Source organism: Rhodococcus sp. BH5, assembly GCF_027583855.1.
Lineage (GTDB): Bacteria > Actinomycetota > Actinomycetes > Mycobacteriales > Mycobacteriaceae > Rhodococcus_F > Rhodococcus_F qingshengii.
Genome location: NZ_JAJHVW010000001.1, coordinates 977,911 through 1,004,364, shown reverse-complemented (window position 1 = coordinate 1,004,364; position 26,454 = coordinate 977,911). Strand labels below are relative to the sequence as shown.

Sequence of the window (26,454 nt, the reverse complement as noted above, 5' to 3'; positions counted from 1 at the left end):
GTGTGTGAGATTCTGGACGACGTGACTGACCCAGGGGGACCGCGCATGCGTGGACGAACTACGCAGAACCCTGAACGTGAGGAACGTCGAATGCGTAGCGGAACTGGAGCGCCTCGCGACGAACGTCGGCCGGAGGTGCCGGATGATCGTGCCTACGGCGAACGCGACTATCGCGGCATTTCCTCCCATCAGCCTTTGCGCGCCCAATGGGATCCGACCAAACGAGAAGTGGGCCGAACCCCGCGTAATCCGCGACCGGACCGGGCAGCGCGAAAGCAGAGCAAGCTCGGGCGCTTCGTCTCGACCTACGGTTGGCGGGCCTACGCGATTCCGGTTCTCGTGGTGCTCACCATTCTTGTGATCGTCGATGCGGTACGGCCGGACGCCACAGACTCCGCGAGCAAGACGTCGGCCACCGCCGACCTCGCGCACAGCACCGACGGAACCGATGTCATCGGTGCCCCACCGGCCGGAGACGGAACTTTTGCCTCGTCGATACCGTCCGGTGCCCTTCCCGACGGTGGTCCGTTCACCGTCGCGGGGGGTGGAACGTGGCACGTCGTACCAGGTACGACGGGCAAGGTCGGACAGGGAACCGAACGCGAGTTCACGTACACGGTCGAGATCGAGGACGGCGTCGACACGACCGGCTTCGGCGGAGACGAATCGTACGGACGCATGGTCGACCAGACACTGGCCAATCCGAAGAGTTGGACCAACGATCCCAAGGTCGCGTTCCGGCGCGTCGACGCCGGCGAGCCGGACTTCCGGATCTCCTTGACCTCACAGATGACGATCCGCGAAGGCTGTGGATACGAAATCGAACTCGAAGGATCCTGCTACAACCCGAGCATGGACCGAGTCCTGCTCAACGAACCGCGATGGGTGCGAGGCGCCATTTCGTTCCAGGGCGACATCGGCTCGTATCGGCAGTATCAGATCAATCACGAGGTCGGCCATGCCATCGGATACGCCGCTCATCAGCCGTGCGAGACCGAAGGCGGACTCGCACCGATCATGATGCAGCAGACCTTCGGAACCGCGAACAACGACATCGCTAGGCTTGATCCCGAGGGCGTCGTTCCGATGAACGGACTCACGTGCCGCTTCAATCCGTGGCCGTACCCCCGAGCGTGACCGGATCGAGAATCCCTGATCTCGTCTTGAACTAGGAGTGTTTCGCGGTGTCTGCAACACCCGTCGTATTGCCACCACTGGTGGAGCCGGCAGCCGAGTTGAGCCGGGAGGAAGTTGCCCGATACAGCCGGCACCTGATCATCCCGAACGTAGGCATGACCGGTCAGAAGCGGCTCAAGAATGCACGAGTCCTGTTCATCGGCGCCGGTGGATTGGGTTCACCGGCACTGCTCTACCTCGCGGCCGCAGGAGTGGGCACCATCGGGATCGTCGAGTTCGACGAGGTCGACATGTCGAACCTGCAGCGTCAGGTGATTCACGGACGCTCCGACGTCGGACGCCCGAAGGCGCTCAGTGCGAAGGAGTCGATTCTCGAAATCAACGAGCACGTCGACGTCCGGTTGCACGAGTTCCGCCTGGACAACTCCAACGCGGTCGAACTGTTCTCCGAGTACGACCTGATCCTGGACGGTACGGACAACTTCGCGACGCGGTACCTCGTCAACGATGCTGCCGTCATCGCGGGAAAGCCGTACGTGTGGGGCTCGATCTACCGCTTCGAAGGGCAGGTCTCGGTCTTCTGGGAAGACGCCCCGGACGGCGCGGGACTGAACTATCGCGATCTTTACCCGGAGGCGCCGCCGCCAGGCATGGTCCCCTCGTGCGCCGAGGGTGGTGTGCTCGGAGTCCTGCCTGCGACCGTCGGTTCGATCATGGCGACCGAGGCGGTCAAGCTCATCACGGGGATCGGCGAACCGCTTCTCGGACGCCTGATGATCTACGACGCACTTGCGATGACGTTCCGGACGATCCGCCTTCAGCGTGATCCGACCCGCGTGCCGGTCACCGCCTTGATCGACTACGACGCGTTCTGCGGTGTCGTGTCCGAAGAGGCGAGTGCCGCTGCTGTCGGTTCGACGATCACGGCGCCCGAACTGGAGGCCATGATCGGCGAGGGACGGTCGATCGAGCTGGTCGACGTACGAGAACCGGTTGAATGGGACATCATGCATCTGCCGGGGGCCGTGCTGATCCCGAAGGACCGCATCCTGTCCGGTGAAGCTCTCGCGACGTTGCCGCAGAACAAGCAGATAGTGCTGTACTGCAAAACCGGCATTCGTTCCGCCGAGGCATTGGCATTTCTCAAGAACGCCGGTTTCTCCGACGCGGTCCACGTTCAAGGCGGCGCGATCGCCTGGGCGAACCAGGTGGATGCGAGTCTGCCGGTCTACTAGGCGCGCCTCGCGGGAGGCGGCGCCGCGCACCGGTAGCGTTGGGGTGTGAGCACAGGCCAACCTCCCCAGCACGTGTGCTCCACCTTCGGCCTCCGTGAAGTCGATCCCATCCCACTCGGTGCGGATTGGGACGGCGGGTGGCTGTGTGGAGACGTCGTCCTTTCAGCAGTCGCGGATCATGCCCGCGCAGCGTGGTCGGCGAAGGTGCGAGAGAACCTCGAAGTCGACGGCGTTCGGCTGGCTCGACCGGTGCGTTCGACCGACGGTCGTTACGTCGTCTCGGGCTGGCGTGCCGACACCTTCATCGTCGGATCGCCGGAACCACGTCACGACGAAGTGGTCTCGATGTCCTGCCGACTGCATGCGGCGACGGCCTCGCTCGAGCGCCCGCGCTTCCTTGCGCAACCGCCCGTGCCGCCGTGGGCCGAGGTCGACGTATTCGTCGCCGCTGATCGCGCGGCATGGGAAACGGTTCCGCTGAGGATCGCGAAGGGCGTCGAGCAACTCGAGACGCCCACTCCTGACGGTCGCAAAAGTCTGGAACTGATCGCCGGGCTCGCTACTTTGCGTAAGCCGGTGCAGAGCCCGGACCAGCTCGTGCACGGCGATCTGTTCGGGACAGTGCTGTTCTCGGGCAGTATGGCGCCCGGAATCACCGACATCACGCCGTATTGGCGGCCGGCTGCGTGGGCCGCCGCCGTCGCTGTGGTCGACGCGATCTCGTGGGGCGGTGCCGACGAGGCACTGGTCGGCCGGTGGGAAGATCTCCCCGAGTGGCCGCAGATGCTTCTACGTGCGGTGATGTTCCGCTTGGCGGTTCATGTTCTGCATCCTCGCTCGACGGCGGACGCGTTCCCGGGGTTGGCCCGTACGTCCGACATCGTGCGCTTGCTGCTCTAGATCGGGGCGCCGGTACCGAAGTCCGAGACCAGGCCCTCGAACAGCTCGCGTGCGGCGTTCGAGGCGGCCACGGTGTTCCCGTCGACGACAGCGTTGACGAGGTTCGCGTGCTGCGAGTGGAATCCTTCGCCGGTTGCATCGATGTGCTGTTGGATCGTGGTCTCGATGACCGGGAGCAGGGAGTCGTAGAACTCCAGGTAGACCTCGTTGTGGCTGGCCGCGACGATTGCTCGGTGCAGGGCGACGTCCGCGGTGGTGGCAGCGTCGACGTCCTGACCCTCCCATGACGCGGTGCGAAGCTCGAGTAGCCGCGTCAGTTCGGCGATGTCGTCTTCGGTTCGCCGTGCGGCGGCCAGGGTGGCCGCGGTGATGTCGAGTGCGCGCCGAAGTTCGAGTACATCTCGCTGGTGGGCACCGGCAAAGTAGTTGCCGAGAGTGCCACCGAGGTCGGAGACAGCAACGACGTAGGTGCCCGATCCCTGACGACGTTCCAGCATTCCGGCGTGTACGAGCGCCTGGACCGCCTCGCGCACGGTATTGCGACCGGTCCCGGTCAGCTCCGACAGTTCCGGTTCGGTGGGGATTTTGGAACCGATCGGCCAGGTTCCGCTCCGGATCTCGTTGCGGAGTTGTTCGGTGACCTGCGAGATGAGACTTGCGCGTCGAACGGGTTGCACGTGGTTGTTTCCTCGGGTCCGGGTAAGTGGTGTGAATGTGACGGTAGATTACCGCGCTTGTGCGAGTTCGTCCGGTCATCCTATGATTTGCCGGTGACTGCTCAACTGGAGAGAACCGAAACCCACTCGTTGATACAAGGCCGTGTGCTCGTCTTCGCTGCGATTGCGATGTCTGCGCTCGTACTTCGACTTGCGGTGACCTCGTTCTCGCCCTTGGCGGCCGAGATTCGCGACGAGATCGGCTTCTCCGCCTCGATCGTCGGTGTCTTCGGCATGGTTCCGACCGCAATGTTCGCCATCTTCGGTCTCATCACTCCCGCCATCGCGAAACGTATCGGGCTCGAGCGAACGGCCCTCGTTGCGATGCTCATGGCCGGCGTCGGAATGTTGTTGCGCGCCATGATGTCTCAGACATGGTCGTTGCTGGCCCTCTCGGCTCTGGCACTGGCAGGCATGGGAATCGGCAATGTCGTGATCCCGCCGTTGGTCAAGCGGTACTTCTCGGATCGCCTCGCCACCATGAGTTCGGTCTATATCGTGGCCGTGCAGATCGGCACCATCGTTCCGGCGTTTGTCGCAGTCCCGGTCGCCGACGCCTTCGGGTGGCGGTTCTCGATCGGCTGGTGGTCCGCCTTCGGCTTCGCCGCAGCAGTGCCGTGGTTGATCACCCTCGCTCGCTCGCGCAAGGCTCGCGCGAACGAAGCCGGGTCCGTCGAGAATTCATCGGATTCGGTTGCGGCAGTGGCAGAACAGCCACGCGGTCAGGTCTGGCGTTCTCCCGTGGCCTGGGGGATGGCCGGCATGTTCGGCATGACCTCACTGATCACGTATTCGATGTTCACGTGGATTCCCTCGATCCTTCGTGACGCCGGAGCCAGTGACGCCTTCGGCGGAACGATGGTCGGAATGTTCTCGGTGATCGGGCTCGTCGCAGCTTTCGGTGCACCGACGCTGTGCGCCCGCATGGCCAATCCCTTCCCTGTCGTGATCGCGTGTGCCGTCTGCTACCTCGTCGGCATGGGCGGGCTGTACTTTGCCCCGATGGCGGCGCCGGTCGTGTGGGTTGTCGTCCTGGGCCTCGGTCCGAGCACGTTCCCGATGTCGCTCACACTGATCAACCTGCGTACTCGTTCGCACATCGGTTCCTCGGCACTGTCCGGCTTCACCCAGGGCATCGGCTACTCCGTTGCCTGCCTCGGTCCGCTCCTGTTCGGCGTTTTCCACGACGTGTCCGGTGGATACGCTGCGCCGTTCGGCCTGCTCGTCGTCGCTGTGATCGTGGTGCTCCTGGGCGCCTACCAGGCATGCAAGCCTCGGATGCTCGAGGATTCCTGGCACGCACCTGCGAAAAACTAGCTCACACCCGGTCTTGTTACCGGGTGAGGATCAATTGACTTCGCGGTCATCGCACGCAGCACCGGCGCAATAACCGTTTTCTACCTTTGGGTCTCCAACATATTCAGGAGGCCCTGGTGAGTCATTACATCGAGCATTGGGATGCAGAGGACGTCGACGCCTGGGAATCCGGCGGCAAGGACATCGCGAAGCGGAACCTGATCTGGTCAGTGGTAGCCGAACACGTCGGCTTCTCGATCTGGTCGATCTGGTCCGTGATGGTGTTGTTCATGCCGACGGATATCTACGGCATCGACGCGGCCGGAAAGTTCTTCCTCGTCGCAGTGCCCACACTTGTCGGGTCGGTCCTCCGCATTCCCTACACGGTTGCCACCGCACGGTTCGGCGGTCGTAACTGGACCGTCATGAGTGCGCTGTTCCTCTTCGTGCCAACACTTCTCACGCTCTACCTGATGATGAACCCGGGTGCGTCGTACACCACGTTCATGTTGGTAGCGGCCACTGCAGGTATCGGCGGCGGCAACTTCGCGTCGTCGATGACCAACATCAATGCCTTCTACCCGCAACGCCTCAAGGGGTGGGCGCTCGGTCTCAATGCCGGCGGCGGCAACATCGGTGTGCCGATGATTCAGCTGATCGGTCTGCTGGTGATCGCCACCGTCGGTAACCGCGCTCCGTGGATCGTCTGCGCCGTCTATCTCGTGTTCATTGCGGCCGCCGCCGTCGGTGCCGCGCTGTTCATGGACAACCTGGGCAACCAGAAGTCGGACCTGCGCTCGATGGCCAAGGCACTCAAGTTCTCCGAGTCGTGGGTGATCAGCTTCCTGTACATCGGTACGTTCGGTTCCTTCATCGGATTCAGCTTCGCCTTCGGTCAGGTTCTGCAGATCAACTTCCTCGCCGGCGGTGCCACTCCGGCCGCGGCGGCGCTGCATGCAGCACAGATCGCCTTCATCGGACCACTCCTCGGTTCGATCGCCCGGCCGCTCGGTGGCAAACTGGCCGACCGCATCGGCGGCGGCAAGATCACCATGTGGACGTTTGTCGCCATGGCATTCGCGGCATCGATACTCGTGACGGCCGGAACGATGGACGACAACACCGCCGGCGTCGCCAGCGCCGGGATCATGGTGACATTCGTTCTCGGATTCATCGCTCTGTTCCTGCTCTCCGGCATCGGAAACGGATCCGTTTACAAGATGATCCCGGCGATCTTCGAGGCGAAGGCTCAGAGCTTCGACCACATGGATCGAAGCGAGAAGGCGACGTGGTCGCGCAGTATCTCCGGCGCTCTCATCGGATTTGCCGGTGCGGTAGGCGGTTTGGGCGGCGTCGGCATCAACCTGGTGCTGCGCGCGTCGTACAGCAGCCCCGCGAAGTCGGCGACCATGGCCTTCTGGGTGTTCCTGGCCTTCTACATCGCCTGCATCGCAGTCACCTGGTTCGTCTTCCTGCGCAAGCCGTCGACGCTGACCACAGACGTCGACGAGGCGAAGGTCGCAGTCACGGCGTGAGCGGTCCGCGGAATCTCAGAACTATCTCGTACCTCAGGAAGTAGGCGTCATGAGCAAGTCGGTTGTTGTCATCGGACACGGAATGGTCGGACACCGATTCGTCGAGGCACTGCGTTCGCGCGACGAAGCGAACAACTGGTCGGTGACCGTACTCTGCGACGAGCAGTACGCAGCGTACGACCGAGTCGGGCTGTCCTCGTACGTCGGAGCGTGGGACCCCAAGGAATTGGCACTGGCCGGCAACGATTACGTCGGTGACGGCCTGGTCGATCTCCGAGTGGGGGAAGGCGCGCTCTCGATCGACAAAGATGCACGCACGGTCACGACGACAACCGGCGAGACGATCTCCTACGACGCTCTGGTGATGGCGACCGGTTCGTATCCGTTCGTGCCTCCCGTGCCGGGGCACGACGGCGACGGATGTTTTGTCTACCGCACCCTCGACGACCTCGACGGTATCCGGGCCGCCGCCGAGAAGGCTGGCCCTGGCGCTGTCGGCGTCGTGGTGGGCGGCGGTCTTCTCGGACTCGAGGCCGCAAATGCTCTCTCGCTCATGGGAATGACGGCACACGTCGTCGAACACAATGCGCGATTGATGCCGATGCAGGTCGACGAGGGTGGCGGCGCATTGCTCGCTCGCCTCGTCACCGAACTCGGTCTCACCGTTCACACCGGAGTCGGGACGGCGGGAATTTCGCAGGCCGACAACGGAATCGTGGTCGAACTCTCCGACGGCTCCACCATCGACGCGTCGCTGCTCGTCTTCTCCGCCGGAGTACGTCCGCGTGATCAGCTGGCCCGCGACGCCGGCATCGCAGTGGGGGAGCGCGGTGGCATTCTGACCGACCTCGGCTGCGTGACTTCGGACGAGAACATCTATGCCGTCGGCGAATGTGCTGCGGTGGAAGGCCGTTGCTACGGTCTGGTCGCTCCCGGTTACACGACGGCCGAGATCGTGGCCGATCGTCTGCTCGGCGGCGCCGCGGATTTCCCGGGCGCGGACATGTCCACCAAGCTCAAGCTCATGGGCGTCGACGTCGCCAGTTTCGGTGACGCGATGGCGACCTCACCGGGCGCTCTCGAAGTCGTCCTCAGCGACGCGTCCAAGGGGACGTACGCAAAGCTCGTGGTCTCCGACGACGCGAAGATCCTGCTCGGCGGCATTCTTGTCGGTGACGCATCGGCCTACGCGTCGCTGCGCCCGCTGGTCGGTCGCGAACTACCCGGTGACCCGGCGACATTGATCTCGCCTGCGGGGGAGAAGCCGGGTGCAGGCTCGCTGCCCGACGACGCCGAGGTGTGCTCGTGCAACGCCGTGACGAAGGGAGCCATCTGCGGTGCAATCGCAGCCGGCGCATGCGACATCGCTTCGGTCAAGGCGTGCACCAGCGCCGGAACCACCTGTGGCGGTTGCCTTCCCACCGTGAAGCAGCTGCTGGCCGATTCCGGCGTCGTGATGTCGAAGGCACTGTGCGAACATTTCGCGCAGTCGCGGGCCGAGTTGTTCCAGATCGTCCAGTCGACACAGACCAGAACCTTCTCGGCGCTGATCGCCAAGTACGGCAAGGGTGCCGGTTGCGACATCTGCAAGCCCGTAGTCGCTTCGATTCTGGCATCGACGGACTCCGATCACATCCTGCACCGCCAGCAGGCGTCGTTGCAGGACACCAACGATCACTTCCTCGCGAACATCCAGAAGAACGGTACGTACTCCGTGGTACCTCGGATGCCGGGCGGCGAGGTCACGGGTGAGCAACTCATCGTCATCGGAGAAGTGGCGCGAGACTTCGGCTTGTACACGAAGGTGACCGGCGGTCAGCGCATCGACTTGTTCGGTGCCCGCGTCGAACAGTTGCCCGCGATCTGGAAGCGCCTCGTCGACGCCGGGATGGAATCGGGTCAGGCGTACGGCAAGTCCCTCCGGACGGTCAAGAGTTGCGTCGGTTCGAGTTGGTGCCGCTACGGTGTCCAGGATTCGGTGGGTATGGCCGTCGACCTCGAGAATCGCTACCGCGGTCTGCGTTCGCCGCACAAGATCAAGTTCGGCGTCTCGGGTTGCGCCCGTGAATGTGCCGAAGCGCGGGGCAAGGACGTCGGCGTCATCGCGACGGAGAACGGTTGGAATCTGTATGTGGGCGGTAACGGCGGACAGTCGCCCAAACACGCTCAGTTGCTTGCCGGAGGCCTCGACGACGCGACCTTGGTCAAGTACATCGACCGCTACCTCATGTTCTACATCCGTACTGCCGATCGCCTCCAGCGCACGGCGCCGTGGGTCGAATCACTCGAAGGCGGACTCGATCACCTCAAGGCCGTGATTTGTGAAGACAGCCTGGGTATCGGCGAGGAACTCGAGGCACTGATGGCCAAGCACGTCGAGGGTTACCAGGACGAATGGGCCGGTGTGCTGGGTGATCCGGAGAAATTGTCGAGGTTCGTCTCGTTCGTCAACGCACCGGAAGAAGCCGACCCGACGGTTGTGTTCGACGAGACCGGAGTGCGCAAGGTTCCGGTCCTGATGGGTATGCCGAGCATCCCCACGCGCCGGTAATAGTCGCGTAACCCGTGGGAAACACGGGATCCGTAGAAACGTAGACAAGAACCCGCGCGACGTTGTCGCCGGATCGACAGGAGGACTTCGATGAGTGTCATCGATGCGCAGATCGCCAAGCTGGATTCGGATCGACTCGAATGGACGTCGGCCTGCCCGCTGAGCCATCTGATCCCTGGGCGCGGAGTTGCCGTGCTTCTTCGCGGCGGCGAGCAGGTGGCACTGTTCCTACTCGAGGACGGCACACTCCGGGCTGTCAGCAACTTCGATCCGTACGGCCGCGCCGCGGTGATGTCTCGCGGACTCGTCGGCGACCGGGACGGTGAACCGATCGTGGTCTCGCCACTGCTCAAGCAGGCGTTCTCGCTGGTCGACGGCCGGGCGCTGGACGACTCGTCGGTTGCGCTGCCGGTGTACGGCGTTCGCGTGTGGGCTGGAGTCGTTCAGGTACACAGCCGGCAGATGCAGGGCGTTCGCTCGACTGTCTCCGATGCAGTCTCGTGAGTGACGACATGCCGTTGGCTGGATTCACGGTAGGTATCACTGCTTCGCGCCGCGCCGAGGAGTTCGCGACCTTGCTGACTCGTCGGGGAGCGGATGTCGTTCACGCTCCGGCGATTCGAATCATTCCGTTGGCCGACGACCGTGAGCTCGAAAGGGTGACACAGCAGATCATCTCGGATCCTCCCGAGGTGGTTGTCGCCACCACCGGGATCGGATTCCGGGGTTGGCTGGAAGCAGCCGACGGGTGGGGTGAGGCGGAAAATCTCGGATCCGCGTTGGGCTCGGCTCGTCTGCTCGCGCGAGGACCGAAGGCCAAGGGAGCAATCCGCGCGGCCGACCTTCGTGAGGAATGGTCACCGGCATCCGAGTCTTCCGCCGAGGTGCTCGAACATCTTCTGGCAGAAGGTGTCTCGGGAAAGCGGATCGCTGTACAACTGCATGGTGCGACCACCGAGTGGGAGCCGATTCCCGACTTCTGTCAGGTGTTGCGCGAGGCCGGCGCCGAGGTCATCGCGGTGCCCGTCTATCGATGGGAACCGCCGGAGGATCCGACGCTGCTCGACCGGATGATCGACGCCATAGCGTCAGCCGGAATCGACGCCGTCAGTTTCACCAGTGCACCGGCCGTAGCCTCGATGTTGATGCGCGCCGACAAGACCGGGGATCTCGGAGACATTCTCGACGCGATGCGGGGTCCGGTGGCGGCCATGTGCGTCGGCCCGGTCACTTCCGCGCCGCTCGAAGCGTTGAATGTACCGACCACAGCCCCGGCGCGGGCACGTCTGGGCGCGCTCGCGAGACACATCGTCGACGAACTCCCGCAGCGAGCCAACAAGATTCAAGCCGGCGAACACGAAATCAGCATTCGCGGCGGTTGCGTAGTCGTGGACGGTGAAGTGAAGCAATTGCCGCCGGCTGCGATGTCGTTGATCCGCACTCTCGGTGCCAGCCCCGGTCGAGTCGTCTCCCGCGACGAACTGCTGGCTTCTCTTCCCGGCGGCGGCGGCGACACCCATGCCGTCGAGACCGCCGTCGCCCGATTGCGCGCGTGCCTCGGCGCGCCCAAAGCCGTTCAGACGGTGGTCAAGCGGGGCTATCGACTTGCCCTCGACCCCGGCGACTACGTACAGAATCCAGGTGACTATGCAACGCGATGACGATGTCCTCGTCCTGGTAGCTCATGGCACGCGTAGTGCACGTGGCGTGGAAATGGTTGCCGCACTGGCCGACGCCGTCGGCACGCGCGTCGGACGCACGCGCGTTGCCTTTGTCGATGTGCTCGGTCCGTCACCTTCGGAAGTCCTCCGGGACACTCCGGGGCGAGCGATTCTCGTACCGGCGTTCCTGGCGTCCGGCTACCACGTTCACACCGATGTTCGACGCGAAGTGGCGATCAGTGAGCACTCGGCTGTGAGTGTGACGCCCGCACTCGGACCCGATCCGGCGCTTGCACGCGTGTTGCTTCGGCGCTTGACCGAAGCGGGGTGGAATCCGGGTGACGCGACAGTGCTTGCTGCCGCCGGGTCGTCCGATGCGCGGGCGCTGCGAGACGTCGAGCGTGCTGCGCTGATGCTTGCCGAAGCGGCGGGGACTCGTGTCGACATCGGGTACATCGCGACCGGGGAGTCGAAGGTAGCCGATGTTGTTGCAGCAGAACGCGTTCGCGGCGCGAAGCGAGTTTTTGTCGCCTCGTACCTCCTCGCGCACGGGCTGTTCCACGAAAGGTTGCACGCTGCAGGAGCCGATGGTGTGACCGAACCGCTCGGCGTCGATCCGGGAGTGGTGGACCTTGTCGTGAATCGGTATGAGAGTGCGCGAAGGGAACTAGTATCGCTGCATGACGTCTCACTCCGTAACGCCGACGTATGCCGACCTGGTCGCAGCAGTTCGTGAATCCGACGTCAAGGCACAGGCTCTCATCGGTGCACTGACCGAAGAGCAGGCGCGGGAGCCCTCCGGGCTCCCCGGGTGGAGTCGGGGACACGTCGTGACGCACATGTCGCGCAACGCCGACGCGCTGGGCAGATTTGTTGCCGGCGTGCAGGGCGGCGAATCGGGGGAGATGTATCCAGGGGGGCCGGATGCGCGCAATGCTGCAATCGAAGAGGGCGCAGATCGCCCGGCTGAATTGTTGGCCCTCGACTACCGCTTCTCGGGAACGAGGCTGGTCGACGCGTTGTGCGAGATCCCGACAGATCGACTGGACACACCGGTGCCGTGGCGCAAACCTGTGACGGCATTCGATCTACCGATCCTGCGCTGGAACGAGATCGAGATTCACCTGATGGACTTCGACATCGGTTACACCTGCCACGACTGGCCTGCCGAGTTCGTGGAATTCACTCTCGCCAGTCAGTTGGGCGCACTCGAGACGGCGGTCCCGGGTGTACGAGTGCCGTCGCTGTCCGACGCGGAGACCTTGGCCTGGTTGGTCGGGAGGCCGACGAGGGTGGGGCTGCCGACTCTCCCTGCCTGGCCGTTCTGAGATACAGCCGTTCTGAGATGCAGCCGTTCTGAGATGCAGCCGTTCTGAGAGTTAGAACAGGGTGGGGGCGCTCACGTCGTTGCGTGCTTGGGCCAATCGCGCACTCCACCTTTTCACCAACCACATCTCGACGATCTCGGGTTGGGTGCCGGCGGCATAGGCCCAGCTGTCGAGAAGTTCGCAGTACCGGCGGTAGCGACGCGTCGTGAAGCCGGTGACGGAAGGATCCTCGAGCCAGCCCTCGTGGATGAGCGTCGAGACTCCGTACTGGTCGATCATCTGAGCGCGTCGGCCTTCGTCCTGTACGCCCACTGCCCACATGAAAGCGGCCATCAGCGATACCCCGACACCGGGGGTGAGTGGCCACCCGGACCAGGTGTCGCGCCGCACGACGGGCATCGACTTGTTTTTCGAGCAGTGATCGAGAATGGCTGTGATCTGGGTCAGCGGATCCTCGTCCTCGCGGTGATGGGGATTGAAGACGTTGGGGAACCGCCGTGTGAAACGTCGGCTCTCGTGCGAGCCCTGCCAGGCCGCGCAGAGAAACAGTAGTCCGAGGCCGTCGTGCTGGGCGACAACGAGATCGCTCGACGGGCGAAGGTCGTTGCGTTGAACGATGGCTCGACCTTCGGTGATCACTTTGCCGTCGAGATCACGCCCGCGAAGGCTGATGGTGTGGCCGGCGTCCTTCAGGTGTGCGTTCCACCAATCCAGGTCGACGGTGGCTTCGTCGTCGAGGACGTGCAGTGGAAAGGTGCGGGAGCGGCACCACTCGACCAATGCGTCCGGCGGTTCGAATCCTTCGTCGACACGATTCATGGCGCGATGATCCCACGAGTCGCCGACAGTAATTCGTGCGACGCGCAGTCCACCGGGATGGAACCGGACACTCGCGGTACGCTCCGCTCATGAAATTCGCGTCCTCGCAGGTGCGGTCGGCGCTGTGGACGGTAGCCATCGCCTTGGCGGCCACGAGTCTGAGCGGATGTATCGGTGCCGTCGATCGGATGGATTTCGACAATCAGATGCGCGAACGTGGCGGTGGGATGACGTCGGAGTTGGTGCGAGGCGGGTTCGACAGCCTCGCACATAGATACGGCGTCGACGCGGTATCGGTGACCAGCATCGACATCAGCCCGATCGAGACGCTCGGAGTCACCGTTCGAGACCCCGGGAAGCCGACCCAGCTCGACAGATTCTCTTTCGACGGAGTCATTCTCGGCGAGCCGAGCCCCGTGCAAGTCAGTGTCACCGACGATCTCGATGCACGATCGTTCACGCTGGATCAAGTGCCGGCATTGACGAACCTCGAGAAGTTGGTCGACGACGCGCTGGAGAACAGCGGTGTCGACGACGGCGAAGTCACCGGGATCTCGGTCAGTCGCACCGAGGCGATTCGCGCATCCGTGATGGTGGAATCTCCACGCTCGCGGGCGCTGGTGGTCTTCGAGCCTGACGGAACTCCCTTCCTGGTGCACCCGCTGTGAGCCGCCGTATCGCTCCGTTGGTGATCTCCGTAGTGGTGATCGTGGTCGTGGGAATCTTTGCTGCACTACTGTCTTCGGTGATCTGGCCAGGACAGGTCGCTCATTTGGCGCCGATTTTCTGTGAAGCTCCCACATCGAGCGCGATGGTCGTCTCGGATACCTTTTCCGACGGCGACGGTACGTCCACCAATTTCACGCTGTACTGCGTCGGACCGCGCGGTCAGACCGTTGATGCCGGCTGGTTGCTGCCGTTCTTAGTGCTGTGGGGCGTGTATTCGCTGGTGCTTGCGACAGTGGTCGGCGTGGTCGGGGTCAACCGGCGTAGGCGCCCAAACGACTGACCCGATCAGCGTGGGAGGACAACCACTTCGGCGACGGCACCGTCTTCCGCGTGTGGCGGAACGAGTGCAAACGCGGAGCGCCCGATCAACCCCGCCAGGTGTGCGGTACTTACAGACGGTTCGGCGCGCCAGCGACCGTCGGCGGATTGTGTGACCGGCAGTAGGCGTACCGCATCGGAAGTCACCGCAGCGGCGTTCTCGATGATGCCGAGCAGTGGCGGTGGTGTGTCGCTTCCCGTCAAGGCGGCCACGACGGTGGGCAGCATCGTCAACAGGGTGGTCACTGCGGCGTACGGGTTGCCGGGGAGGCCGAGAACCACCCGACCACTGGGCAGGACAGCCGTTATCTGAGATCCGCCCGGGCGCGAGGCGACTCGCCCGACAATCGTGCGAGCGCCGAGTCGATCGAGCGCACTGCGCATTTCGTCGGCAGCGCCGCCGCCCGTCGCACCAATGACAACAAGCAGGTCCTGTTCAGTCGCATCCGCCAGTACACGCTCGAAACTGTCGGCCGTGTCCCTCAGGTGCGAATTCGCCACGCACCGTACGCCGTTGCTTTCCAATAGGTAGGGGAGAATCCCACCGACGGAGTCGCGGGTCTGACCTTCACGCAGTGGACCGGTCCGCCGGATCTCGTCGCCGGTGACTGTCACGCGTGCCCGTACCGGACCACGGACGAGGGCGTCGAACACTTCACCGCTGGCAGCTGCGGAGACCACCGCCGGAGTCACCGCGGTACCAGTCGGGGCGATCGTGAATCCGGTGGTCCAATCTTCCCCTCGTGGTCGAGCGTCGTTGCGGTGCGGCGCATCCGGCAGTCTCCGTACCATCCGAGATGGCTCGTCGACGGACAGATACTCGTCACGAATCACCGAGGTGGCGCCGAGGGGCAGGTGTGCTCCCGTGGCAATGCGAATCGCTTCGCCTTCACCGAGTTCGAGTTGCCCGTCGGCGCCCGCGATACGGATCTCGGTGCGGATTCGCCAGGGACCCTCGCCGGAGACGGCGTACCCGTCCATCGCCGAGACATCGGATCGAGGAAGATCACCCAGGGCGACGAGAGGCTGCGCGAGCGTTGCTCCGAGACTGTCGGCGAGGGCGGCCCGGTGTGGTGACAATGCTGTCAGTGAGTTCCTGACGGCGGCGCGGGCTTGCTCGATCGTCAGGCGCGGATGGTTTCGCGCGCGGTCGATGTCCGCCGGTGTGTCGCAGTCAGTGGTACCAGTGACACGCAGCGTCGAGAACGGTTCGGTGACAATCGCTTTCATAGGTTGATTCTCCAACCCCGAACTCTCCCGCAATGTGGACAGGCGTTGCCGGAGCTCGCGAAATGTCCACGCGGAGAGCAGGAATTGGGTTCGGTTGTTCTCGTCCACGGCACACGTCACCGGACTGTCCGTCGACGTGGCAGCTATCAAAGCGTCGACTGATACGGCCTCGATGTGCGGCAGATCGGACGCCAGGACCACCACCACGGCGTCGTCGGGTAACCGGGTCGCAGACAATCCGGCCCAGATCGCCTCGACAGGGCCGGCTCCGGCCGGAGTTTCCTGAGTTTGAGTGATGCCAGGATCAAGTTCAGGGCGATGTGGACCGACCACGACGACGGCGTCCAGATGCGCCGTCGCTGAAAGCGCGATGTCGAGGAGCCTGCGGCCGTGAACGAGCAGGCCGGGTTTGTCGACACCACCCATTCGGGTCCCGCGACCACCCGCCAGAATGAGGGCGGCTGTCGGCGGCGTGACGGTCATACCTCCATGCTGCCCCATCGCCCGCGTCACGACGACCGGTGACACGTGAATCAGAAGTGATACCGAGCTTTCTTCAGGTCGATCCGACCGTCCTTGATCGGCACGCCTTCGAGTTCGAGCTTGGCGATCTGACGATGAGCCAGGTGCGCCGACGGTTTGCCGGAGGCGCCGAGAACCCGATGCCACGGCAGGTCGGCAGAGTCCGTTCGCATGATCCAACCGACCGTGCGAGCACTGGAAAGTCCTGCAGCATCAGCGATATCGCCGTACGTCGCCACGAAACCGGCCGGAATCGACGCGATGAGGCGCCGTACCTCTTCGATCTGCTCTTCGGTGGTGGCTGCCATGTCGGTTCCTTCAGAGCATGCTGCGAACGAGGGCGGCGACTTCGTCGGCCCGCACGTGCGGGACCATGTGGTCACAGTCGAATTCGACACCGGTCAGATTTTCACCGAGGTGCTCGGTGAGCGCTGCCCGGAACTCGTCGGTGACGTACGGCGGTTGGACCTTCATCGCCTGAACCAGCACGGTTGGCATCGACGACGGAGGCAGCACGATCGGACGAGCGAGTTCGCCCCACCCGGTCACGATCGCGGGCGTGGACAGGCGCCAGTTGACGCGTCCGTTGCCCAGTTCGATCAGGTGTTCAGCCATCTCGACGTCGAGGTCCTGGGTGGGAACCTCACCCCACGAGCCGTGAATCTTCTCGGAGTAGGCCTCTGCCGCATCGGTGTAATCCGGTGAGCCGATTGTGAGTTCGGCCACTTCCTGCATGAAAGTCGGATCCAACCCGATCGCCGGGTCGAGCAGGACGAGCCCACGAACGCGTTCCGGTGCGGTGGCCGCGAGGTGCAGCGCCAGCATTCCGCCGAAAGAATGCGCGACGATCACCACCGGTCCGGTGGCATGTTCGTCGAGCGTCTCCAGCAGGCTCGCCACGTGGGATTCGATGTTCCACGGAGGAGCCCAGGTGGAACGCCCGTGACCGCGTAGATCCGGCGAGATCCAGCGCGCTTCGGGCAGTTGGTTCTCGGCCATCGACTGCCAACGTCGGCCGTGACCGGTCAGACCGTGCAGCGAAAGGATCTCCGGTGCCCCGACGGGTCCGTAGAGATACGTATGGAGTGCAGACACGAGGTCAATCATGCCGGAAGCAGGCGATGTGTGAGTTGTCGGTGCGCTCTGGTGGAATGCCTGGGTGAGTGAGACGGCAACACGCAGCAAGGTCACCATCCCGCGGGCGCGGTTGGTGCACCGAACTGCGCCGTCTCCGATACCCCGAACATGGGACGAAGGGACGGCCCGGCTGTTCGCGCCGCCGTCCGAGGATCCGTTCCAACTCGCGTTCGGCCCTGTTTCATTCGGCTCGGGGGCCGCCTGGAGTCCCTGGCAGGTACTCGGCAGCCCCGGAACCGGCAAGACGTCCCTTCTCGTGGATCTGGCAGTGCAGAAGATCTCCGGTGGCGAAGATCCTGAATCGGTCCTGGTGCTCACCCAGTCGCGCCGGGCAGCGACGCAGGTCCGCGAGCAGATCACGGCCGGGTTGCTCGGGTACGAACAAGAACGCGGACCGCAGGCAACTCGTGAGCCGTTGGTCCGCACCGTTCACTCGTACGCCTTTGCCGTACTCCGGCTTCAAGCCGCAGCGCACGGCAACGCGCCGCCACGCCTGATCACCGGCGCCGAGCAGGACTCGGTGCTCCGAGAGATGTTGCGCGGCGACATAGAAGACGGTGCGCTCCGGTGGCCGGAGCGCCTGCGACCCGCATTGGGTTTGAACGGCTTTGCCGTCGAACTTCGAGATCTGATGTTGCGAGCGAACGAGCGCGGACTCGGCCCCGAAGATCTGGTCAAGCTCGGCAAGAAGCGTGGACGTCCGGAGTGGGTGGCGGCCGGGCGGTTCGCCGAGGCCTACGAGCAAGGCGTGCTGCTACGCGGCAGTGTCGGTGTCGAGGCTCCGGAGGCGACGGCGCCGGCGCTCGACGCGGCCGAGTTGATCGGTGCGGCATTGACCGCGTTCGCCACCGATCCCGAATTGCTTCGCTCCGAGCGCGCTCGGATCCGGCACCTACTCGTCGACGACGCACAACATCTGGATCCGCAGGCGGCGCAGCTGGTTCGGCTGATCGGAACCGCAACTGCGGGCACGGTCATCGCCGGTGATCCCGATCAGTCGGTCTTCGGGTTCCGCGGTGCGGATTCGGCGTTCCTACTCGGACTCGCCGAGCGCGGAGACGAGCGCCAGATCGTCCTGCCCACCACGTTTCGCAACAACGCCGACGTCGCGTCGATCGCGGCGAAGATCGCTGCGCGGCTGCCCGGCAACCTCGCTCATCGCATCGCGGTTCCATCCGATCTCACCGATGAGGACCCGGGGCGGGCGTCGGTGCGGGTTCTCGGTACGACGGCCAAAGAAGCGGCAGTCGTCGCAGATACCTTGCGCCGGGCGCATCTGCTGGACGGGATTGCTTGGTCCGACATGGCCGTCATCGTTCGGTCGGTCCCGCGCACTCTCGCCCCTCTCCGGCGAGCCCTGCTCGCGGCCGGGGTACCCGTCACGACCGCTGCCACCGAATTGCCGCTGGCCAGGCAACACGGAGTGTCCGGCCTGCTGCTGGTCCTTCGGGCGCTCGGCGGCGATCAGTTCACCGGCGACGACGCGCTTGCCCTGATGGCCGGTCCCATCGGCGGCGCCGAGCCGGTCACCCTGCGCCGGTTGCGTCGTGGCCTGCGCCGGGTCGAGTTGGCATCGGGAAGTGATCGGGACTCCTCGGAGTTGTTGCGGCTCATTCTGATCGACGAGGATCGTGCGCAGTCCAAGCGCCTCATGGGCAAGTTGACAGACGTCGAAGCTGCGGCACTCAATCGCGTGCTGTCGGTCCTTCGCAAGGCCCGAGTGCCTCTCGAGCGAGGTCTCGGGGTCGAAGAAGTTCTGTGGGCGGCATGGCAGGCGACGGGGCTGGAACGACGCTGGGCGGCTGCGTCGGCGCGCGGCGGACCTATCGGCTCACAGGCCGATCGTGACCTCGACGCAGTCGTCGCACTTTTCGACGCGGCCGCCAACTACGTCGACCGGTTGCCGCGTTCGCAACTCGCCGGTTTCGTCGACTACTTGACCAGCCAGGAGATACCGACCGACTCGCGGAGCCGATCGGTCATCACTCCCGACGCCGTCACCGTGGTCAGCGCTCACGCCGCGGCGGGTCGCGAATGGGCGGTCGTGGCGGTGGCGGGTGTGCAGGAGGGACTCTGGCCGAGTTTGCGGGCACGCGGATCGCTACTGCGTACCGAAGCGCTGATCGACCTGGTCAACGGAGTCTCCGACGGCAGTGACTCGGCTGCCGAACGACTCTCGCGAACCGCACCGCTTCTGGCCGAAGAACGCAGGTTGTTCCTGGTTGCCTGTAGCCGTGCTCGTCGCCGTCTGCTGATCACCGCAGTCGAATCGGCTTCGGGGGACACCGACTTGGTGCCTTCGCGGTTCGTGGACGAATTGATCCGTGGTGACGCGTACTCGGACGATCCGTCCTCCGATCTCGACGTCGTTGCACCCGAGACCGGGGATACCCGGGTTCTGTCGCTGCCTGCACTGGTCGCACAGCTTCGCAGCGTCGTGTGTGATCCCGACATCGCGCATTTCGACCCCGAGAAGCATTCCCGGGCCGCTCGCCAGTTGGCACGTCTGGCTGCTGCCGGGGTACGCGGCGCGCACCCGGATCAGTGGTACGGCACAGCCGAGCCGAGTACCGCTGCTCCCATGTGGCAGCCCGAGGACGGACCGGTTTCACTATCGCCGTCCACCATCGAGCTTCTCGAAACATGCCCTCTCCGATGGGTGTTCGAGCGTCATGGCGGCAGCGACGGAGACAACACTCATGCGATCGCCGGTACGCTGGTCCATACCTTGGTGCAGGCATTGGCCGGCCGGATTCCACCGGATCAGGTCGAGAAGGCACTCGAAAATGCCTGGGAATCCATCGATCTGGGATCGCAGTGGTACTCGCGCCGCGAACTCAATCGAACTCGGGAGATGCTGGCGACGTTCACCGCCTGGATGAACGCAACTCGCGGCGAACTGACCGAAGTCGGCGTCGAGGTCGCGGTCGAGGGGGTCCTCGAACCACGTGAGGAGGGAGCGCCTGCGGTCAAGCTTCGTGGCCGGATCGACCGGCTCGAGCGCGACACCGAAGGCCGTCCGGTGGTTGTCGACGTCAAGACTGCGCGAAACCCTGTCAGCAACGAGGCCGCGCAATCTCACGCGCAGTTGGCGGCGTACCAGGTCGCAGCGGCCGAAGGTGCGATTGCCGGCGAACCGGCCACACAACCCGGCGGTGCACGCCTGGTATTCGTGGCCAAGTCCAACAAGAAAGACGGTGCGGCGCAGCGAGTTCAGCCGCCGCTGACGGCCGAAGCCGTCGAGATGTGGCGAGACGTCATCCACAACGCAGCGGCAGCGACACAAGGGCCGCAGTATCTGGCCAGGGTCAACGACGGATGTAGACATTGCCCGGTGCGCTCGAGTTGCCCGGCACACGACGAGGGACGACAGGTGAGTAACTAAGTGGCTGCCGCGACGCAGAAGGCACGCCGACCGAAGATCGATCCTGTCGACCTGGCGGTCGCGCTCGGTCAACACCCGCCGACGCCGGAACAGGCGGCAGTCATCGCCGCACCGCTCGGTCCGACATTGGTCGTCGCCGGTGCCGGTGCCGGTAAGACCGAGACGATGGCTGCTCGCGTCGTGTGGCTGGTGGCCAACGGCTTCGTCGATCCCGAGGCCGTTCTCGGATTGACCTTCACGCGCAAAGCGGCACAACAGCTCACGTCGCGAATCCGCAAGCGCTTGGCGCGACTGGCGGGTTCGGACGTTCTGCGGGCACTCGACCCGACCGGCGGAGTGCGTTCCCGGATTCTGGCCGGGGAACCCGAAGTCAGTACCTACCATGCTTACGCGGGACGGTTGCTGTCCGAGCACGGACTGCTGTTGCCGATCGAACCCTCGGCGACGCTGTTGTCCGAGACCGAACTGTGGCAGGTTGCGCACCGCGTCGTGAGCGGCTGGGACAGTGATCTGGACACCGACAAGAATCCGGGGTCCATCACCGAAACCGTTCTGGCCCTTGCCGGTCAGTTGGCGGAGCACCTGGTCGACCCCGAGCAGTTGCTCGAGGCTCACACCGAGTTGGACAAGCTGATTCACACTCTGCCCGCCGGTCCGAAACAGCGGGGTGGGCCGAGCAAAGAGCTGTTGAATTACCTTGATGTGCAACACAAACGCATCGAGCTACTGCCCCTCGTTGCCCGGCTGGGTGAGACGCTGCGGCGTGAAGGCGCATTGGATTTCGGCAGCCAGATGTCGCTGTCGGCCCGTGTCGCCTCCGAACATCCCGAGGTCGGGCAAACCGAGCGTGAGCGCTTTCGGGTAGTTCTGCTCGACGAGTACCAGGACACCGGTCACGCTCAGCGAGTGTTGTTGTCCTCGTTGTTCGGCGGGGGAGCCGACGGCCGGTTGGCGCTGACAGCCGTCGGCGATCCGATGCAGTCGATCTACGGTTGGCGAGGCGCGTCGGCGGCCAACCTGCCACGGTTTGCAACCGACTTCCCGCTTGCCAACGGAAAGCCGGCTCCGACGCTCGAACTGCTCACCAGTTGGCGTAACCCGCCGGAGGCTCTCGAACTGGCAAACCTGTCGTCGGCACCGTTGCGCCGACGCGGTGTGGCCGTCAGCACACTTCGTGCGCGGCCGGGAGCCGTCGCCGGAGACGTTCGACTGGCGCTGCTCGGAGACGTCGAACAGGAACGTCAGTGGGTTGCGGAGAAGATCGCCGAAGAATACGAGGCGGCACGTGCCGAAGACCGCCCGACGCCCACGGCAGCGGTGTTGATCCGCCGCAACGCCGATGCTGCCCCGCTGGCCGAGGCTTTGCGGTCCAAAGGTCTGCCAGTCGAAGTGGTCGGACTCGGTGGGCTCCTGCACACACCCGAGGTGGCGGACGTGATCGCCATGCTCCGAGTGGTCGCCGATCCGCTGGCGGGCAGCGCCGCCGTTCGGCTGCTCACCGGAGCGAGATGGCAGATCGGCGCGAAGGACCTCGCCGCACTCTCGCAACGCTCCCGCGAACTTGCCATCTCCGCCGGATACGGAACAGCGGGTGCGGTCACGGACGCCGAGGCGCTCACCTCGGCAGTTCAGGACGCGCTGCCGGGGGAGAACGCCGAGCAAGCAGGATTGGTCGATTCGATCTCCGATCCAGGCCCGGCAGAACGTTATTCAGCTCTCGGGTACACACGCATCAACGCGATAGCGGCAGAGTTGGCGTCGTTGCGCGAACGTATCGGCCAGCCGCTCACCGAACTGGTGGCGGAGGTCGAGCGGGTGCTCGGTATCGGAATCGAGGCAGGCGCGCGAACCCGAGTCGGTGTCGTCGGGACCGCGGGCCGCGAGCATCTCGACGCATTTGCCGACGTCGTCGCCAATTACGCGACGCGTCCAACAGCCAATCTGCCCGGGATGCTCGCATTCTTCGCGGCCGCCGAACAGATCGAAAAGGGCCTCACCCCGGGCGAAGTGGAGGTGGCGCCGGATCGCGTGCAGATCTTGACCGTGCACTCGGCGAAGGGGCTCGAATGGGAAGTAGTGGCGATCCCGCATGTCAGCGACGGGGTGTTCCCCTCGACCACCGCGTCCGGATCGTGGCTCGGGGCGCTCGCCGAACTGCCACCGTCGTTGCGTGGGGACCGGGCCGTCGACGCGGATTCGGCCGACGGAGTTCCGGTGCTCGACCGCGAGGAGCTCTACAACCGCAAGGACCTCGAGAACGCGATCACGGCGCACAAGAAGGCCTTGTCCAACCGTCGACTGGACGAGGACCGGCGACTGTTCTACGTCGCGCTGACCAGAACCGAACGGGCGCTGTTCATCTCGGCGCATCACTGGGCGGAATCCGGTTCGGAACCGAAGGGGCCTTCGGAGTTCCTGGACGAGCTGCATCAGATGGTCGCGGCCGAAAACGATGCCGATGAGGAAGACTCGCGCGGTGCGATCGGCGTCGTGGAGGAGTGGGCGCCTGCACCGGAACCTGACACCGAGAACCCGTTGGCCGCCACGCCCCGTACGGCGCAGTGGCCGCCGGATCCGCTGGGTGCGCGGCGCGGCGCGGTCGAGGCCGGAGCCGCAAGCGTCCTGTCCGCACTTGCTTCGCTGCCGCAAGACAGCCAAGAGGCGGAAGAACCGGAGGACGATCCGGAGAACTGGGCCTCGGACGTCGACGTGCTCTTGGCCGAGCGCGAAGCCCGGGCAAACGCGCGTGCCGAAGTGATTCTCCCGGCGCAGCTTTCGGTGACTCAGCTCGTCGACCTCAAGGCAGATCCGGATGAACTCGCGGCACGGCTGCGTAGACCACTGCCGTACCCACCGAACCCGCTCGCTCGGCGCGGCACGGCTTTTCACGCCTGGATCGAGCGAAGGTTCGGTGCGACCCGACTGTTGGATCTCGACGAACTACCCGGCGCCGCGGATACCGGCGCGGGTCCCGAGACCGATCTGGTGAAACTTCAGGATGCGTTCCTGCGGTCCCCGTGGGCCAATCGCAGCCCGATCGAAGTGGAAGTTCCTTTCGAAACATCCATTGCCGGAACGGTTCTCCGCGGTCGGATCGACGCTGTGTTCGCCGATCCCGACGGCGGATGGACGGTGATCGACTGGAAGACCGGTGCCGAACCGTCGGCCGCTAACGAGGACGCTGTTGTGATGCAGTTGGCCGCGTATCGGGTGGCCTGGGCCGAATTGATGTCGGCCAGAGCCCGTTCGGCGGGGCGCAACGAACAGTTTCCGGCCGACAAGGTGCGGGCGGCGTTTCACTACGTTCGATCGGGTCGCACCATCGCACCCGAGAACCTGCCGGACGGTGAGGCTCTCGCTCGCCTCATCCGAACGGCAGGCGCGCAAGATTAGCTTGCGTTTCGACGAGCCTTGAGTGCTTCGGTCACCAGCGGAACCTGCAGGGGAAGACGTGCGATCGAACCGATCTTCTGCGGTGTGGACGTCTTCGGGCTTCGGCACCAGTCGATCGCCATCTGGATGTTGGCGGGGAACACGGCGACAAAGAGCGCGGCGGCAAGGCCCGCGCCGAGCTTGCGGGTCTTCGGCACGGCCAAGGCAGCGCCGATCGCCAGTTCCGCGACGCCGGACACCTGGGTGTAGGTGCGGGCCTGTCCGGGAAGCTGGCGGGGAACGGTGCTGTCGAAGAAGGAAGGCGCCACGAAATGCATGGTGCCGGCGCCGAGAAGGAGGGCCGACAAACGAAGAGCGGCCGCTTGGCTGGGAGTGGACGTCGAACCGGTGAAAGGCATTTGCCCAGCCTGCCTCACGGTGGACCTTCTTGCCACTACCGGCGCCACGACCCGCGCGCTATTCGGCGCCCGAGTTCCGAAGTCGATCTTCGAGGGTTACGCTGCCTGCCGATGTCCGTGTAGGTATTTCGTAAGTTCGAGTGAGAGAGTCGATGTATGGCCGGTAAGCTCCGGGCGCGTTTGACCAGGTCGGAAGCATTGACCGATCAGCCTGACTTCGCCCTTGTCGGGGTGCTGCGCATTCCCCAGCTACAGACAAGTCCGGCGCGGGCCATCTACAAGCGAGTTCTCATCGCGTTGGGTGCTCTCGGCGCCGCCGTGTTGATCGTGTACATCGATCGCGCGGGATACCGGGACGCACAGGACAACGAGCTGTCGCTGCTCGACTGCATTTACTATGCGACGGTTTCGCTCTCGACCACCGGCTACGGCGATATCACTCCGTTCACGCCGTCGGCGCGCCTGGTCAACGTCCTGTTGATCACGCCACTTCGGATCTTCTTCTTGATCGTGTTGGTCGGAACCACACTTTCAGCTCTGACCGAGAGTTCGCGTCAGGCGTTCAAAATTCAGCGTTGGAGGCAGCACGTGCGTAATCACACCGTCGTCGTCGGATACGGGACCAAGGGGCGGACGGCAATCGAAGCAATGCTCGGTGACGGTGTACCGGCGTCGGAGATCGTGGTCGTGGACACCGATCAGACCGTCCTCGATTCGGCGGCGAGCAAAGGCCTGGTGACGGTATTCGGTTCGGCGACGAAATCGGACGTACTTCGGTTGGCAGGTGCGCAGAATGCGTCGTCGATCATCGTGGCAACCAACCGTGACGACACCGCAGTGCTCGTGACGCTGACAGCCCGCGAAATCGCGCCGAAAGCCAAGATCGCCGCAGCCATCCGTGAAGCCGACAACGCGCATCTTCTGCGTCAGTCCGGCGCAGACTCCGTCGTCGTGTCCTCGGAGACGGCGGGTCGACTCCTCGGCATCGCGACCACGACGCCGACCGTCGTGGAGATGATCGAAGACCTGCTGACTCCGGAGGCCGGATTCGCGATTGCCGAGCGTGCCGTCGAGCGCGACGAGGTCGGCGGCTCTCCGCGTCATCTCTCCGACATCGTGCTCGGGGTCGTTCGCGACGGCCGTCTGGTTCGCGTCGGTTCGCCCGAGGTGGACGCCGTCGAGGAGAACGATCGACTGCTCTACATTCGCCGCGTCACGAACTGAGTGTTACCGAGCTTCGTGCGCGCAGTAATGTCGTGAGCGTGAACGACTTCCAGCTGACCGAAACACCTCTGCTCTCACGCTCGAGCGTCGGCCGCGCCGAGGAATTGCGGTCTGACGCCGCTGCACTGACGACGGGTTGGGCGGACGCACTGCTCCTCCGTGTGAATTCACGGGGTCAGGTCAAGGTGTCGCCGGAAGGTCAATTGGTCTTCGCCGAGGCAACCGAGTTGGGGCCCGAACCGGTGCGCGGCGCGGTGTTCCTGGGAATTCGGGAGAATCGCCACGTCTGGGCGGTGCGGGTGTCGCTGCTGGCGGGCACCTTGTCTGAATTGCGGATGCTCGGCGGAACACTCGACGACGCGGACGCCGGTTTGTTGACCGGTGCGGTCGCGATTCTCAACTGGCACGACAGTGCCGGATTCAGCGCTATCGACGGCGCACCGAGTGAACCCACGATGTCCGGCTGGTCACGCATTTCCACGTCCACCGGCCACGAGGAGTTTCCCCGAACGGATCCGGCGGTCATCTGCCTGGTGCACGACGGCGGCGATCGAGTTCTACTCGCGCGTCAGCCGACCTGGCCGCAGCGCCGTTTCTCGATTCTCGCGGGATTCGTCGAGGCCGGGGAGTCACTCGAAACGTGTGTTGTCCGCGAGATCAAGGAAGAAGTCGGTATCGACGTGCACAGCGTTCGATACCTCGGGAGCCAGCCCTGGCCGTTCCCTCGCTCGGTGATGTTGGGCTTCGCCGCAATCGGCGACCCCGCCGCTCCGCTGCTGTTCGCGGACGGCGAGATCGCCGAGGGCACCTGGTTCACGAAAGACGAGGTGCGCGCCGCTCTCGAACTCGGCGACTGGGGTTCGGAAGCGGACGCGCCACTGCTGCTGCCCGGGTCGATCTCCATCGCTCGCGGAATGCTCGAGAGCTGGGTCAAGTAGCA

At 64.4% G+C, this 26,454-nt stretch carries 22 protein-coding genes; 16 read left to right on the top strand and 6 right to left on the bottom strand.

The window, feature by feature from the left end; all coding sequences use genetic code 11:
- Nucleotides 1–90: 90 nt before the first annotated feature.
- From RhoBH5_RS04575 to RhoBH5_RS04565, 3 genes are read left to right on the top strand one after another with little or no spacing between them, the layout of a single operon-like run.
- Nucleotides 91–1,137: a DUF3152 domain-containing protein gene (locus tag RhoBH5_RS04575; RefSeq protein WP_007731223.1), complete on the top strand. Its 1,047-nt coding sequence runs from the start codon at nt 91–93 to the stop codon at nt 1,135–1,137.
- Nucleotides 1,138–1,184: 47 nt separating this feature from the next.
- Entirely contained in the window at nt 1,185–2,372 is a 1,188-nt protein-coding gene (moeZ, locus tag RhoBH5_RS04570) for an adenylyltransferase/sulfurtransferase MoeZ (RefSeq protein WP_003942292.1), read from the top strand.
- Nucleotides 2,373–2,417: 45 nt separating this feature from the next.
- Entirely contained in the window at nt 2,418–3,272 is an 855-nt protein-coding gene (locus tag RhoBH5_RS04565) for a TIGR02569 family protein (RefSeq protein ID WP_007731227.1), read from the top strand.
- Here the strand turns inward: RhoBH5_RS04565 and RhoBH5_RS04560 are convergent.
- Complete coding sequence (locus RhoBH5_RS04560; RefSeq protein ID WP_003942319.1) at nt 3,269–3,949, bottom strand: FadR/GntR family transcriptional regulator; 681 nt, start codon at nt 3,947–3,949, stop codon at nt 3,269–3,271. The two genes, RhoBH5_RS04565 and RhoBH5_RS04560, sit on opposite strands and share 4 nt — an antisense overlap.
- 93 nt (nt 3,950–4,042) lie before the next feature.
- Here RhoBH5_RS04560 and RhoBH5_RS04555 point away from each other — a divergent pair, with 93 nt between their 5' ends.
- From RhoBH5_RS04555 to RhoBH5_RS04525, 7 genes are all read left to right on the top strand, one after another.
- Nucleotides 4,043–5,305, top strand: a complete 1,263-nt coding sequence (locus tag RhoBH5_RS04555) for an MFS transporter (RefSeq protein ID WP_118602802.1) — start codon at nt 4,043–4,045, stop codon at nt 5,303–5,305.
- A 113-nt stretch (nt 5,306–5,418) separates the two neighbouring features.
- Nucleotides 5,419–6,819, top strand: coding sequence for an MFS transporter (locus RhoBH5_RS04550; RefSeq protein ID WP_085989607.1), 1,401 nt, complete (start codon nt 5,419–5,421; stop codon nt 6,817–6,819).
- A gap of 49 nt (nt 6,820–6,868) precedes the next feature.
- Nucleotides 6,869–9,370, top strand: coding sequence for a nitrite reductase large subunit NirB (nirB, locus tag RhoBH5_RS04545; RefSeq protein ID WP_070386895.1), 2,502 nt, complete (start codon nt 6,869–6,871; stop codon nt 9,368–9,370).
- A gap of 90 nt (nt 9,371–9,460) precedes the next feature.
- A complete protein-coding gene (gene nirD, locus RhoBH5_RS04540; RefSeq protein ID WP_270007984.1) occupies nt 9,461–9,874 on the top strand; it encodes a nitrite reductase small subunit NirD in 414 nt (137 codons plus the stop codon).
- Entirely contained in the window at nt 9,871–11,031 is a 1,161-nt protein-coding gene (locus RhoBH5_RS04535) for a uroporphyrinogen-III synthase (protein WP_003942336.1), read from the top strand. Before nirD ends, RhoBH5_RS04535 begins: the two co-directional genes overlap by 4 nt.
- A complete protein-coding gene (locus RhoBH5_RS04530) occupies nt 11,018–11,767 on the top strand; it encodes a sirohydrochlorin chelatase (protein ID WP_270008066.1) in 750 nt (249 codons plus the stop codon). Before RhoBH5_RS04535 ends, RhoBH5_RS04530 begins: the two co-directional genes overlap by 14 nt.
- Nucleotides 11,712–12,359: a maleylpyruvate isomerase family mycothiol-dependent enzyme gene (locus tag RhoBH5_RS04525; protein ID WP_270007983.1), complete on the top strand. Its 648-nt coding sequence runs from the start codon at nt 11,712–11,714 to the stop codon at nt 12,357–12,359. Before RhoBH5_RS04530 ends, RhoBH5_RS04525 begins: the two co-directional genes overlap by 56 nt.
- A gap of 51 nt (nt 12,360–12,410) precedes the next feature.
- Here the strand turns inward: RhoBH5_RS04525 and RhoBH5_RS04520 are convergent, their stop codons facing one another.
- Nucleotides 12,411–13,178, bottom strand: coding sequence for an 8-oxoguanine DNA glycosylase OGG fold protein (locus tag RhoBH5_RS04520; protein ID WP_003942311.1), 768 nt, complete (start codon nt 13,176–13,178; stop codon nt 12,411–12,413).
- An 89-nt stretch (nt 13,179–13,267) separates the two neighbouring features.
- Between RhoBH5_RS04520 and RhoBH5_RS04515 the strand changes: the two genes are divergently transcribed.
- Both RhoBH5_RS04515 and RhoBH5_RS04510 read left to right on the top strand, forming a co-directional pair.
- Nucleotides 13,268–13,846 carry a hypothetical protein gene (locus tag RhoBH5_RS04515; RefSeq protein ID WP_042922177.1) on the top strand — a complete coding sequence of 193 codons (579 nt, stop codon included), beginning with the start codon at nt 13,268–13,270 and terminating at the stop codon, nt 13,844–13,846.
- Nucleotides 13,843–14,187 carry a hypothetical protein gene (locus RhoBH5_RS04510; RefSeq protein WP_054826395.1) on the top strand — a complete coding sequence of 115 codons (345 nt, stop codon included), beginning with the start codon at nt 13,843–13,845 and terminating at the stop codon, nt 14,185–14,187. Before RhoBH5_RS04515 ends, RhoBH5_RS04510 begins: the two co-directional genes overlap by 4 nt.
- A 5-nt stretch (nt 14,188–14,192) precedes the next feature.
- On the opposite strand, the gene RhoBH5_RS04505 is transcribed toward RhoBH5_RS04510, so the two are convergent.
- The 3 genes from RhoBH5_RS04505 to RhoBH5_RS04495 are packed head-to-tail and all read right to left on the bottom strand — an operon-like array spanning nt 14,193 to nt 17,084.
- Nucleotides 14,193–15,938: an NTP transferase domain-containing protein gene (locus RhoBH5_RS04505; protein WP_270007982.1), complete on the bottom strand. Its 1,746-nt coding sequence runs from the start codon at nt 15,936–15,938 to the stop codon at nt 14,193–14,195.
- Nucleotides 15,939–15,988: 50 nt separating this feature from the next.
- On the bottom strand, nt 15,989–16,285 hold the full coding sequence (locus tag RhoBH5_RS04500) for an MGMT family protein (RefSeq protein ID WP_003942322.1): 297 nt from the start codon (nt 16,283–16,285) through the stop codon (nt 15,989–15,991).
- A 10-nt stretch (nt 16,286–16,295) separates the two neighbouring features.
- The gene (locus RhoBH5_RS04495; protein WP_065352231.1) at nt 16,296–17,084 is read right to left on the bottom strand and encodes an alpha/beta hydrolase; all 789 of its coding nucleotides are present in this window, start codon (nt 17,082–17,084) and stop codon (nt 16,296–16,298) included.
- 52 nt (nt 17,085–17,136) lie between these two features.
- Between RhoBH5_RS04495 and RhoBH5_RS04490 the strand changes: the two genes are divergently transcribed.
- A complete protein-coding gene (locus tag RhoBH5_RS04490) occupies nt 17,137–20,499 on the top strand; it encodes an ATP-dependent helicase (protein WP_050654904.1) in 3,363 nt (1,120 codons plus the stop codon).
- Complete coding sequence (locus RhoBH5_RS04485; protein WP_270007981.1) at nt 20,500–23,892, top strand: ATP-dependent helicase; 3,393 nt, start codon at nt 20,500–20,502, stop codon at nt 23,890–23,892.
- Here the strand turns inward: RhoBH5_RS04485 and RhoBH5_RS04480 are convergent.
- Nucleotides 23,889–24,290 carry a DoxX family protein gene (locus RhoBH5_RS04480; RefSeq protein ID WP_003942341.1) on the bottom strand — a complete coding sequence of 134 codons (402 nt, stop codon included), beginning with the start codon at nt 24,288–24,290 and terminating at the stop codon, nt 23,889–23,891. The genes RhoBH5_RS04485 and RhoBH5_RS04480 overlap by 4 nt on opposite strands.
- Before the next feature lie 156 nt (nt 24,291–24,446).
- On the opposite strand from RhoBH5_RS04480, the gene RhoBH5_RS04475 reads away from it, so the two are divergent.
- Nucleotides 24,447–25,514: a potassium channel family protein gene (locus RhoBH5_RS04475; RefSeq protein ID WP_003942296.1), complete on the top strand. Its 1,068-nt coding sequence runs from the start codon at nt 24,447–24,449 to the stop codon at nt 25,512–25,514.
- Between the two features lie 38 nt (nt 25,515–25,552).
- Nucleotides 25,553–26,452: an NAD(+) diphosphatase gene (nudC, locus tag RhoBH5_RS04470; RefSeq protein WP_007731249.1), complete on the top strand. Its 900-nt coding sequence runs from the start codon at nt 25,553–25,555 to the stop codon at nt 26,450–26,452.
- Nucleotides 26,453–26,454: the final 2 nt, after the last annotated feature.

Coding starts and splice junctions, on each gene's coding strand:
- RhoBH5_RS04525 (WP_270007983.1), top strand. CDS start 11,712: ATGACGTCTCACTCCGTAACGCCGACGTATGCCGACCTGGTCGCAGCA.
- RhoBH5_RS04480 (WP_003942341.1), bottom strand. CDS start 24,290: ATGCCTTTCACCGGTTCGACGTCCACTCCCAGCCAAGCGGCCGCTCTT.
- nirD (WP_270007984.1), top strand. CDS start 9,461: ATGAGTGTCATCGATGCGCAGATCGCCAAGCTGGATTCGGATCGACTC.
- RhoBH5_RS04515 (WP_042922177.1), top strand. CDS start 13,268: ATGAAATTCGCGTCCTCGCAGGTGCGGTCGGCGCTGTGGACGGTAGCC.
- RhoBH5_RS04500 (WP_003942322.1), bottom strand. CDS start 16,285: ATGGCAGCCACCACCGAAGAGCAGATCGAAGAGGTACGGCGCCTCATC.
- RhoBH5_RS04520 (WP_003942311.1), bottom strand. CDS start 13,178: ATGAATCGTGTCGACGAAGGATTCGAACCGCCGGACGCATTGGTCGAG.
- RhoBH5_RS04475 (WP_003942296.1), top strand. CDS start 24,447: ATGGCCGGTAAGCTCCGGGCGCGTTTGACCAGGTCGGAAGCATTGACC.
- nirB (WP_070386895.1), top strand. CDS start 6,869: ATGAGCAAGTCGGTTGTTGTCATCGGACACGGAATGGTCGGACACCGA.
- RhoBH5_RS04575 (WP_007731223.1), top strand. CDS start 91: ATGCGTAGCGGAACTGGAGCGCCTCGCGACGAACGTCGGCCGGAGGTG.
- RhoBH5_RS04505 (WP_270007982.1), bottom strand. CDS start 15,938: ATGACCGTCACGCCGCCGACAGCCGCCCTCATTCTGGCGGGTGGTCGC.
- RhoBH5_RS04495 (WP_065352231.1), bottom strand. CDS start 17,084: ATGATTGACCTCGTGTCTGCACTCCATACGTATCTCTACGGACCCGTC.
- RhoBH5_RS04530 (WP_270008066.1), top strand. CDS start 11,018: ATGCAACGCGATGACGATGTCCTCGTCCTGGTAGCTCATGGCACGCGT.